Here is a 10,861-nt window from a genome sequence, read left to right as displayed (position 1 = left end):
GCGTTGACTTTTGGCACGCTGTTGAGTTCTCAAGGAACGGACGCTTCCTTCGTACTCACCCCGACCATCCGGTCCAGGCTTTCCTCCGGGCTTTTCCCTTCGGTCTTGCGTTTCCGACTCTATCAGACTCTTTCGCGTCCGATTCCCGGTCGAAACGGGCCCCCTGCGAAGCAGAAGAATTTTCACTCGACTTCCAGATCCACGCTTTCGCGTTTCCCTTTCCGTCGAGCCCAACCGTACCAGATTCTTTTTCCGTTCCGTTTCCGGTTCGAATTCCAATTCCGGTGGCCGTTGGAATGCCTTCGCCTTTCGGCAGCCCGACTTTATCAGAGGCTCTGAGTCGGAATTCCGCCCCGCTGCGGGACCGCGGGCACAAGTGCTCGCGGCGGCGCTGCGCGGTCGGGCGGAGCCGTAAACGTACTGGAGCGGGGTGCCCCGATGCAAATCGGGGCACCCCGCTCCGGACCGACGCGTGCGCCGGGGTCAGACCTCGACGACGACGGGGAGGATCATCGGGCGCCGACGGTAGGTGTCCGAGACCCACTTGCCCACCGAGCGGCGGATGAGCTGCTGGAGCTGATGCGGCTCCACCACCCCGTCCTGCGCGGACTTGTTGAGCGCGTCCTCGACCTTCGGGATGACGGCGTCGAAGGCGGAGTCGTCGATGCCGGATCCGCGGGCCTGGATGTGGGGGCCGCCCGTGATCTTGCCGGTGGTGCTGTCGACGACGACGAAGACCGAGATGATGCCCTCCTCGCCGAGGATGCGGCGGTCCTTGAGGGAGGTCTCGGTGACATCACCGACGGAGAGGCCGTCGACGTACACGTAACCTGCCTGGACCTTGCCGGCGATCTTGGCCCTGCCGTCGACGAGGTCGACGACGACACCGTCCTCCGCGATGACGATGTGGTCCTTGGGTACACCGGTGAGGGCGCCGAGTTCGGCGTTGGCCCGCAGATGGCGCCACTCGCCGTGCACCGGCATCAGGTTCTTCGGCCGGCAGATGTTGTAGAAGTACAGCAGCTCGCCGGCCGAGGCGTGCCCGGAGACGTGGACCTTGGCATTGCCCTTGTGGACCACATTGGCACCCCAGCGGCTCAGGCCGTTGATCACGCGGTAGACCGCGTTCTCGTTGCCCGGGATCAGCGACGACGCCAGGATCACGGTGTCGCCCTGGACGATCCGGATCTGGTGGTCACGGTTGGCCATGCGGGACAGCGCGGCCATCGGCTCGCCCTGGGAACCCGTGCAGACCAGCACCACCTCGTCGTCGGGGAGGTCGTCGAGCGTCTTGACATCGACCACCAGGCCCGCGGGGACCTTCAGATAGCCGAGATCGCGGGCGATGCCCATGTTGCGCACCATCGAGCGCCCGACGAAGGCGACCCTGCGGCCGTACTCGTGGGCCGCGTCCAGGATCTGCTGGATGCGGTGGACGTGGCTGGCGAAGCTCGCCACGATGATGCGCTTGTGGGCGTTGGCGAAGACCGTGCGCAGGACGTTGGAGATGTCCCGCTCCGGCGGTACGAAACCGGGCACCTCCGCGTTGGTCGAGTCCGAGAGCAGAAGGTCGATGCCCTCCTCGCTCAGCCGGGCGAACGCGTGCAGGTCGGTGAGCCGGCCGTCCAGCGGGAGCTGGTCCATCTTGAAGTCGCCGGTCGCGACGACCATGCCCGCGGGAGTGCGGATGGCGACCGCGAGGGCGTCCGGGATGGAGTGGTTGACCGCGATGAACTCGCAGTCGAAGACACCGACGCGCTCGCGCTTGCCCTCCTCAACCTCAAGGGTGTACGGGCGGATGCGGTGCTCCTGGAGCTTCGCCTCGATCAGCGCGAGGGTCAGCTTGGAACCGATGAGCGGGATGTCCGGCTTCAGACGCAGCAGATACGGGACACCACCGATGTGGTCCTCGTGCCCGTGCGTGAGGATGATGCCTTCGACGTCGTCGAGGCGGTCCCGGATCGTGGTGAAGTCGGGCAGGATCAGATCGACTCCGGGCTGCTCCTCCTCGGGGAAGAGAACACCGCAGTCGACGATGAGCAGACGGCCGTCGTACTCGAAGACCGTCATGTTCCGGCCGATCTCGCCCAGGCCACCGAGCGGGGTGACGCGGAGGCCGCCCTTGGGCAGCTTCGGCGGAGCGCCGAGTTCAGGGTGCGGATGACTCAAAAGACTCTCCTTACCACGCGCGCCACGTGCCGCTTGGGCACGTGGCGCACATGTCATTCGTGCACTTGCTGTTGTCCGTCGTGTCGCTGTCGAAGATTTTTCTTCTTTTATTCAGTTGTGAAGTCCGTGGTCACAGCTCTACCCCGCCGGCGGCGAGGTCGATCTCGAGCTGTGCCGTCTCCTGGGCGGTGAGTTCGACCAGGGGGAGGCGCAGCGGGCCCGCGGGAAGACCCTGGAGCGCCAGGGCGGCCTTGGTAGTGATCACACCCTGGGTGCGGAACATTCCGGTGAAGACCGGCAGGAGCTTCTGGTGGATCTCCGTGGCCTTCTGGACGTCGCCGCCGAGGTACGCCTCGATGAGGGCGCGCAGCTCGGGGGTGACGATGTGGCCGACGACGGAGACGAAGCCGACGGCGCCGACGGAGAGGAGCGGCAGGTTGAGCATGTCGTCGCCGGAGTACCAGGCGAGACCGGACCGGGAGATGGCCCAACTCGCGCGGCCGAGGTCGCCCTTGGCGTCCTTGTTGGCGACGATGCGCGGATGCTCGGAGAGCCGGACCAGCGTCTCCGTCTCGATGGGCACACCGCTGCGGCCGGGGATGTCGTAGAGCATCACCGGCAGTTCGGTGGCGTCCGCGATGGCCGAGAAGTGGCGGAAGAGGCCCTCCTGCGGGGGCTTGTTGTAGTACGGCGTGACCGCGAGCAAGCCATGCGCACCGGAGCGCTCCGCTGTGCGGGCGAGTTCGACGCTGTGCCGGGTGTCGTTGGTGCCGATGCCGGCGACGACGTGGGCCCGGTCCCCCACCGCTTCCAGTACCGCCCTGACGAGCTGGTCTTTCTCCGCGTCGCTGGTGGTCGGGGACTCGCCGGTGGTGCCGTTGATGATCAGGCCGTCGTTGCCTGCGTCCACCAGATGGGTGGCGAGCCGCTGGGCGCCGTCGAGGTCGAGTGCGCCGTCCGCCGTGAAGGGCGTGACCATGGCGGTGAGGACCCGCCCGAAGGGGGTCTGCGGAGTGGAGATCGGAGCCATGGGTAACACGCTACTCGCTGCTTAGGGCCTGCGGACCCCTCGGGGGCACACACCATAGGAGCCCGACACTGCCTGCTCGGGGGTTCAAGCAGTGCCGGGTCCGTTTGATCAGCCTAGATGAACTTCACGAAACGCCGCAATATGGACACCGCTTACGGGGCAACGCGTCCGTTTTTGTTGAAGGCTGCATGGGTGAGCGGCATGAGCCGGGCCCAGTGCTCCTCCATCCGCTGGCCCACCATCTCGATCTCCCGCTGGGGGAAGGACGGCACCTTCGCCAGTTCGTGCTGGGTGCGCAGGCCGAGGAAGTGCATCAGCGAACGGGCGTTGCACGTGGCGTACATCGAGGAGTACAGGCCGACGGGGAGCACCGAGCGGGCGACCTCGCGGGCCACCCCGGCGGCGAGCATCTCCTGGTACGCCTCGTACGCATGGCGGTAGGAGTCCTCCATGACCCGGCCGGTGAGCTCGTGCTGGGCCTGCGTGCCCTCGACGAACTCGTACTTGCCGGGACGACCCTGCTGGACGAGCTTGCGGGACTCGTCCGGGACGTAGAAGACCGGCTCCAGCTCGCGGTAGCGACCCGATTCCTCGTTGTACGACCAGCCCACGCGGTGACGCATGAACTCGCGGAACACGAAGATCGGGGCGCTGATGAAGAAGGTCATCGAGTTGTGCTCGAACGGGCTGCCGTGGCGGTCGCGCATCAGGAAGTTGATGAGCCCCTTGGAGCGCTCGGGGTCCTTCGTGACCTCCTCCAGAGACTGCTCACCGGCCGTGGAGACGCGCGCCGCGAACAGGACGTCGGCGTCGCCCGCGCTGTGTTTCACCAGCTCGACCGTGACATCGCTGCGGAAACTGGGCTTTGCGGGCTCGGGGGTGTCGGTCACCGGCGGGGTCCTTCCAATCGCGTCGCTCGGGCGGCGCCCACTCTACGGGCCGCCACCGACAACGCGGCCGGGAAGGCCCGCCGGAGGACTTCTTCGACGTATTCGGCGATTCGGGGCACCAAACGGGCCGTTCGTGCGTCTGTCTCAATAACAGCAGTAACCAGAGAGTTCAAGGAGATCTTCGCCATGTTCCGCCGGCGTGAGTCCGTCCCGTTCGCGTTCGTGGCCGAGGCCGACCAGTTCCGCAGCAACGTCACGCCGCCCCCGCGGGAACGTGCCAGCGCCTCCCAGCTGGCCGCCCGCTCGCTCGTCGGGCTCACGGTCGTCGCAGGGCTCGTGGGGTCCCTGGTGCTCGGCATCCCGGCGCTGAGTCCGCAGAGCGCATCACACCCCCAGCAGACCGAGGCCGCGGACGGCCACTGAGCGCCGCCTCCCCGGACCGCCCCCTGGGGTGGTCGCGCCGGTGATCTCCTCGGTAGCCTCACCGGGCACAGCAATCGAGCGTGCTTGTGAGTGAGGATCAGTCGTGCCCCTGCCCTTCCTGACGGCCGACCGCGCGTTTGACGCGGACGCCGAGGACGTAGCGCTGCCGTTCGACGACCACGACGGCTGGCGACGCCCGTACCGCCCCGGACCCTGGCGGGTCGGGGCCGCGGCCGGGCTGCTGCTGCTCGCGTCGTTCGTCCTTCTCGCGGGGATGATCACCGCGTTCGCCGGGGCCTTGCCCGGTGCGGCCGTGTGCCTGGGGCTGGCCGCCGCGATCATCGCCAGCGCCCTGCGGATGCTTCGGATGGGCGCCTGGGTGAGCCGCCACGGGGTGCGCCGGGTGGGCTTCCTCTCGACGACGACCCTGCCCTGGGGCCAGGTATCGGCGGTCCGCACGGTGCAGCAGCCGGTGCGGTGGCTCGGGTTCCCGCGCACGGTGCAGGGCCAGGCGCTGGTCGTCGTCGGCCGGAGCGGCGAGAACATGGAGCTGCTGCTCACCGACAACAACGCGGACTTCCTCTCGCGGCCCGAGGCGTTCGACCGTGCCGCCGACACGGTCGAGGTGTGGGCGGACGAGTACCGGCGGGGCTGAGGCGGCCGATCGCCGCAGGGGCCCGGAAGCCGTGGACGGCGGCTGCCGGGCCCCTGCCCGTTCGAGAAGCCCGCTCAGAGGCCGGAGGAGCGGGAACCGGCGCGCTCCGCCCCCTTGCCGGACCCGGAGGACGCCACCGACGCGTGCAGGGCGATGGCACGCTGCATGGCCTTCCGGGCCCTGGGGGTGTCCCTCGCGTCCTGATAGGCGACGGCCAGCCGGAACCAGCAGCGCCAGTCGTCCGGAGAATCCTCGGTCTCCGCGCGGCGCCGGGCGAACACCTCGTCGGCCGAGTCGCGGTCGATACGGCCGGAGGGGGTGCGGACCAGCTCGTCGACGGGCAGGCCGCCCTCAGCGTCGAGTTCCGCCGCCAGCGCGTTGGCTCGCGCCACGAACTGGGTGTTCTTCCAGAGGAACCAGGCCCCGATCACCGGCAGGATCAGCACCGCGACCCCGAAGACCACCGTCAGCGGGGTCCCGTGCTTGATGAGCAGGACGCCACGGCTGCCGACCAGGACGAAGTAGAAGACCAGGACGGCGGCGGTGACGAAATACGTGATCTTTGCGCGCATGGCGGGCCCGGTCAGTCCAGGTCGAGGAAGTGTTCCAGGCCGAACGTGAGCCCGGGAGCGGCCACCACGCGGCGCACGCCGAGCAGGATGCCCGGCATGAAGCTGCTGTGGTGCAGGGAGTCGTGCCGGATCGTGAGCGTCTCGCCCTCGCCGCCGAGCAGCACCTCCTGATGGGCGAGGAGGCCGCGGAGCCGGACCGCGTGCACCGGTACCCCGTCGACGTCCGCGCCGCGCGCGCCGTCCAGGGCCGTGACGGTGGCGTCCGGCTGCGGGGCCAGGCCGGCCTTGCGCCGGGCCTCGGCGATCAGCTGGGCGGTGCGGGTCGCCGTCCCCGAGGGCGCGTCGGCCTTGCCCGGGTGGTGCAGCTCCACCACCTCGACGGACTCGAAGTAGCGGGCGGCCTGCTGCGCGAACCGCATCGTGAGGACGGCGCCGATGGAGAAGTTCGGCGCGATGAGCACCCCGGTCTCCGGGGAGGCGGCCAGCCCGGTCTCCAGCCGCGCGAGCCGTTCGTCGGTCCAGCCCGTCGTGCCGACGACGGCGTGGATGCCGTGCCGTACGCAGAAGTCGAGGTTGCCCATCACCGACGCGGGGGTGGTGAGTTCGACGGCGACCTGGGCGCCGGAGTCCACGAGGGTCTCCAGCCTGTCGCCGCGGCCCAGGGCCGCCACCAGCTCCATGTCGTCGGCGGCCTCGACGGCTCGTACCGCCTCGGACCCGATGCGGCCCTTGGCGCCGAGAACGGCCACGCGCAGCTTGCTCATGTGCTCTGCTTCCTTACAGGTGGTTAGGAGACCGCTTCTTCGAGGCGGTCGGCCTGCTTGTCCTTGAGCGGGCCGATGACGGAGAGCGAGGGGCGGTGTCCGAGGACCTCGCCCGCGACCGCGCGGACGTCATCGGGGGTGACCCGGGCCATCCGGGCCAGCATGTCGTCGACCGACATCTGGTGGCCCCAGCACAGTTCGCTCTTGCCTATGCGGTTCATCAGCGCTCCGGTGTCCTCCAGGCCGAGGACCGTGGAGCCGGAGAGCTGCCCGATCGCCCGACCGACCTCCTCGTCGCTCAGCCCCTCGGACGCTACCCGGTCCAACTCGTCGCGGCAGATCTTGAGGACGTCGTGGACCTGGCCGGGCCGGCAGCCCGCGTAGACGCCGAACAGCCCGCAGTCGGCAAAGCCGGAGGTGTACGAGTAGACGCTGTAGGCGAGGCCGCGCTTCTCCCGCACCTCCTGGAAGAGACGCGAGCTCATGCCGCCGCCGAGCGCGGCGCTGAGGACTCCCAGGGCCCAGCGGCGTTCGTCGGCGCGGGACAGACCGGGCATGCCGAGGACGACGTGGGCCTGCTCCGTCCTGCGGTCGAGCAGCTCGACCCGGCCCGCGGTGCGCAGGGCGCGGGAACCGGCGCGCGGGCCCACGGGCACGGCATCGGTGCGGGACAGGGCACCGGCGCGTTCGAACGCCTTGCGGACGTGGCGTACGACCGTGGCGTGGTCGACGTTGCCCGCGGCGGCGACGACCAGCCGGGTGGGGTCGTAGTGCCTCTTGTAGAAGCGGACGATCCGGTCGCGGTCGAGCGCGTTGACGGTGTCGACGGTACCGAGGACCGGGCGGCCGAGCGGGGTGTCGCCGAGCAGCGTGTGCGCGAACAGGTCGTGCACGCAGTCGCCCGGGTCGTCCTCCGTCATGGCGATCTCCTCAAGGATGACGCCGCGCTCGGCATCGACGTCCTCGGGGGTGATCAGCGAGCCGGTCAGCATGTCGCAGACGACGTCGATGGCCAGCGGCAGGTCGGTGTCGAGGACCCGCGCGTAGTAGCAGGTGTACTCCTTCGCCGTGAAGGCGTTCATCTCGCCGCCGACCGCCTCGATCGCGGCGGAGATGTCGAGGGCGCTGCGCCGGGCCGTGCCCTTGAACAGGAGATGTTCGAGGTAGTGCGTCGCGCCGTTCAGGGTGGGGGTCTCGTCGCGGGAACCGACGCCGGCCCAGATCCCGAAAGTGGCGGAGCGGACGGTGGGCAGGGTCTCGGTGACGACGCGCAGACCACCGGGGAGGACGGTGCGCCGGACCGTGCCGGTGCCGTCGGTCCCCTTGAGAAGCGTTTGGGTACGGGCGACGGCCCGCGCCTTCGAGGAGGCACGGGCCGTCGTCGCTGAGCTACGGGCCGTCACTTGTCGGCGTCGTCCTTCTTGTCGTCGTCCTCGCCCTCGATCACGGGGACGAGGGACAGCTTGCCGCGCGAGTCGATCTCGGCGATCTCGACCTGGACCTTGCTCCCGACGCCGAGCACGTCCTCGACGTTCTCCACACGCTTGCCGCCGGCGAGCTTGCGGATCTGCGAGATGTGCAGCAGACCGTCCTTGCCGGGCATGAGGGAGACGAACGCTCCGAAGGTGGTGGTCTTCACGACCGTGCCCAGGTAGCGCTCACCGACCTCCGGCATGGTCGGGTTGGCGATCGAGTTGATCGTGGCGCGGGCGGCCTCGGCGGCCGGTCCGTCGGCGGCACCGATGTAGATCGTGCCGTCGTCCTCGATCGTGATGTCGGCGCCGGTGTCCTCCTGGATCTGGTTGATCATCTTGCCCTTGGGGCCGATGACCTCGCCGATCTTGTCCACCGGGATCTTGACGGTGATGATCCGCGGGGCGTTCGGGGACATCTCGTCCGGGACGTCGATGGCCTCGTTCATCACGTCGAGGATGTGGAGGCGGGCGTCGCGGGCCTGCTTCAGCGCGGCGGCCAGGACCGAGGCGGGAATGCCGTCGAGCTTGGTGTCGAGCTGGAGCGCGGTGACGAACTGCCTCGTCCCGGCGACCTTGAAGTCCATGTCGCCGAAGGCGTCCTCCGCACCGAGGATGTCGGTGAGGGCGACGTAGTGGGTCTTGCCGTCGATCTCCTGGGAGATCAGGCCCATGGCGATACCGGCGACGGCGGCCTTGAGGGGCACACCGGCGTTCAGCAGCGACATGGTGGAGGCGCAGACCGAGCCCATGGACGTCGAGCCGTTGGAGCCCAGCGCCTCGGAGACCTGGCGGATCGCGTACGGGAACTCCTCGCGCGACGGCAGCACCGGCACGATGGCGCGCTCGGCGAGGGCGCCGTGGCCGATCTCGCGGCGCTTGGGCGAGCCCACGCGGCCGGTCTCGCCGACCGAGTACGGCGGGAAGTTGTAGTTGTGCATGTAGCGCTTGCGGGTCACCGGGGAGAGGGTGTCCAGCTGCTGCTCCATGCGCAGCATGTTGAGGGTGGTGACGCCCAGGATCTGGGTCTCGCCGCGCTCGAACAGGGCCGAACCGTGCACCCGCGGGATGGCCTCGACCTCGGCGGCGAGCGTACGGATGTCCGTGACGCCGCGGCCGTCGATGCGGACCTTGTCCTTGATGATGCGCTCGCGGACCAGCTTCTTGGTCAGCGCGCGGTACGCGGCGGAGACCTCCTTCTCGCGGCCCTCGAAGGCCGGGAGGAGCTTCTCGGCGGCGAGCTCCTTGACGCGGTCCAGCTCGGCCTCGCGGTCCTGCTTGCCCGCGACGGTGAGCGCCTGGGCCAGCTCGGCGGTCACGGAGTCGGCGAGGGCCGCGTAGACGTCGTCCTCGTAGTCCAGGAAGACCGGGAATTCGCCGGTGGGCTTGGCGGCCTTGGCGGCGAGGTCCGACTGGGCCTTGCACAGGACCTTGATGAACGGCTTCGCGGCCTCGAGACCGGCGGCGACGACCTCCTCGGTCGGGGCCTCGGCGCCGTCCTTGACGAGCTGGATGGTCTTCTCGGTGGCCTCGGCCTCGACCATCATGATCGCGACGTCGCCGTCCTCAAGGACGCGGCCGGCGACGACCATGTCGAAGACGGCCTCCTCCAGCTCGGTGTGCGTCGGGAAGGCGACCCACTGGCCCCGGATCAGGGCGACGCGGGTGCCGCCGACCGGGCCGGAGAAGGGCAGGCCGGCCAGCTGCGTGGAGCAGGAGGCGGCGTTGATCGCGACCACGTCGTACAGGTGGTCGGGGTTGAGGGCCATGATCGTCTCGACGATCTGGACCTCGTTGCGCAGGCCCTTCTTGAAGGAGGGGCGCAGCGGGCGGTCGATCAGACGGCAGGTGAGGATGGCGTCCTCGGAGGGACGGCCCTCGCGGCGGAAGAAGGAGCCGGGGATCTTGCCGGCGGCGTACTGCCGCTCCTCGACGTCCACCGTCAGGGGGAAGAAGTCGAGCTGGTCCTTGGGCTTCTTGGAGGCGGTGGTGGCCGACAGCACCATGGTGTCGTCGTCCAGGTACGCCACGGCGGAGCCGGCGGCCTGCTTGGCCAGGCGGCCCGTCTCGAAGCGGATGGTACGGGTGCCGAAGGTGCCGTTGTCGATGACGGCCTCGGCGTAGTGGGTCTCGTTCTCCACTAGCGTTCTCTCCGATACATATCGTCTTTTCGCCCACGCGCCCGTGTGGCGGTGGGCGGTTGCGGAGAAGCGCTCCTTCGACGGGCCGGTCTTCGATCGAAGCACCCGGTCGTTGGGCCGGGGGCCACTACCGAGGACCGGCGGCGGGGAGTCCGCTTCTCGCTCGTCCACGGGATGTTTCTGCGACCAGGTTACTGAGATCCGGGTCGGCTTGGCATTCCGGTCGCACGGATCGGCCCGCTGCGACCCGCACGGATACTGTGCGTACAGATGTGCGTACGGCGAAGGGAGCGGCCCCCTCGGTGGCGGGAACCGCTCCCTTCACGGCGTCTTACTTGGCGCCGGCCGCGCCGCGGCGGATGCCGAGGCGGTCGACCAGCGCACGGAAGCGCTGGATGTCCTTCTTGGCCAGGTACTGCAGCAGGCGGCGGCGCTGGCCGACGAGGATCAGCAGACCACGGCGGGAGTGGTGGTCGTGCTTGTGGGTCTTGAGGTGCTCCGTCAGGTCCGAGATGCGGCGGGAGAGCATCGCGACCTGGACCTCGGGGGAACCGGTGTCACCCTCCTTGGTGGCGAACTCGGCCATGATCTGCTTCTTCGTGGCGGCGTCGAGCGACACGCGGTACTCCTCATTGGGTGTTCGATGCGCCCGCGAGTGCCCCTGGTCTGGTCTCAGGGGGGCTTCCGTTACTCGGGGGCGAGGGTCCGATGGGCGCTGCCCCCAGGATGATCCGGGAGCGCGTAC

Annotated in this window: 10 protein-coding genes; 2 read left to right on the top strand and 8 right to left on the bottom strand. The window is 69.0% G+C overall.

Features of this window, described 5'->3' with window-relative positions; all coding sequences use genetic code 11:
* Window positions 1-483 precede the first annotated feature (483 nt).
* The 3 genes from ACIHCL_RS09510 to thyX all read right to left on the bottom strand — a co-directional run bounded on the left by ACIHCL_RS09510 (window position 484) and on the right by thyX (window position 4,089).
* Window positions 484-2,169 (bottom strand): ribonuclease J, encoded by a 1,686-nt coding sequence (locus ACIHCL_RS09510; protein WP_399858932.1) that lies wholly within the window; start codon window positions 2,167-2,169, stop codon window positions 484-486.
* Window positions 2,170-2,299: 130 nt separating this feature from the next.
* Window positions 2,300-3,199 (bottom strand): 4-hydroxy-tetrahydrodipicolinate synthase, encoded by a 900-nt coding sequence (gene dapA, locus ACIHCL_RS09505; RefSeq protein WP_399858929.1) that lies wholly within the window; start codon window positions 3,197-3,199, stop codon window positions 2,300-2,302.
* A 152-nt stretch (window positions 3,200-3,351) separates the two neighbouring features.
* Window positions 3,352-4,089: an FAD-dependent thymidylate synthase gene (gene thyX, locus ACIHCL_RS09500; RefSeq protein ID WP_399858927.1), complete on the bottom strand. Its 738-nt coding sequence runs from the start codon at window positions 4,087-4,089 to the stop codon at window positions 3,352-3,354.
* 186 nt (window positions 4,090-4,275) lie between these two features.
* Between thyX and ACIHCL_RS09495 the strand changes: the two genes are divergently transcribed.
* Both ACIHCL_RS09495 and ACIHCL_RS09490 read left to right on the top strand, forming a co-directional pair.
* The gene (locus ACIHCL_RS09495; protein ID WP_399858924.1) at window positions 4,276-4,512 is read left to right on the top strand and encodes a hypothetical protein; all 237 of its coding nucleotides are present in this window, start codon (window positions 4,276-4,278) and stop codon (window positions 4,510-4,512) included.
* 103 nt (window positions 4,513-4,615) lie between these two features.
* Window positions 4,616-5,167, top strand: coding sequence for a hypothetical protein (locus ACIHCL_RS09490; RefSeq protein ID WP_399858921.1), 552 nt, complete (start codon window positions 4,616-4,618; stop codon window positions 5,165-5,167).
* 74 nt (window positions 5,168-5,241) lie between these two features.
* Here ACIHCL_RS09490 and ACIHCL_RS09485 read toward each other — a convergent pair whose 3' ends face one another.
* The 5 genes from ACIHCL_RS09485 to rpsO form a co-directional block, all read right to left on the bottom strand.
* The gene (locus ACIHCL_RS09485) at window positions 5,242-5,739 is read right to left on the bottom strand and encodes a hypothetical protein (protein WP_399858919.1); all 498 of its coding nucleotides are present in this window, start codon (window positions 5,737-5,739) and stop codon (window positions 5,242-5,244) included.
* Between the two features lie 11 nt (window positions 5,740-5,750).
* Window positions 5,751-6,503, bottom strand: coding sequence for a 4-hydroxy-tetrahydrodipicolinate reductase (dapB, locus tag ACIHCL_RS09480; protein WP_399858916.1), 753 nt, complete (start codon window positions 6,501-6,503; stop codon window positions 5,751-5,753).
* 23 nt (window positions 6,504-6,526) lie between these two features.
* Window positions 6,527-7,906: a M16 family metallopeptidase gene (locus ACIHCL_RS09475; protein ID WP_399858914.1), complete on the bottom strand. Its 1,380-nt coding sequence runs from the start codon at window positions 7,904-7,906 to the stop codon at window positions 6,527-6,529.
* Window positions 7,903-10,116 carry a polyribonucleotide nucleotidyltransferase gene (locus ACIHCL_RS09470; protein ID WP_399858912.1) on the bottom strand — a complete coding sequence of 738 codons (2,214 nt, stop codon included), beginning with the start codon at window positions 10,114-10,116 and terminating at the stop codon, window positions 7,903-7,905. Before ACIHCL_RS09470 ends, ACIHCL_RS09475 begins: the two co-directional genes overlap by 4 nt.
* A gap of 331 nt (window positions 10,117-10,447) precedes the next feature.
* Window positions 10,448-10,735, bottom strand: a complete 288-nt coding sequence (gene rpsO, locus ACIHCL_RS09465; RefSeq protein ID WP_073791486.1) for a 30S ribosomal protein S15 — start codon at window positions 10,733-10,735, stop codon at window positions 10,448-10,450.
* Window positions 10,736-10,861: the final 126 nt, after the last annotated feature.

The organism is Streptomyces sp. NPDC052042 (genome assembly GCF_044548345.1).
Classification (GTDB): Bacteria; Actinomycetota; Actinomycetes; order Streptomycetales; family Streptomycetaceae; genus Streptomyces.
Note: the sequence above shows the minus strand (reverse complement) of the source record. Positions and strands in the feature narration are given on the sequence as shown.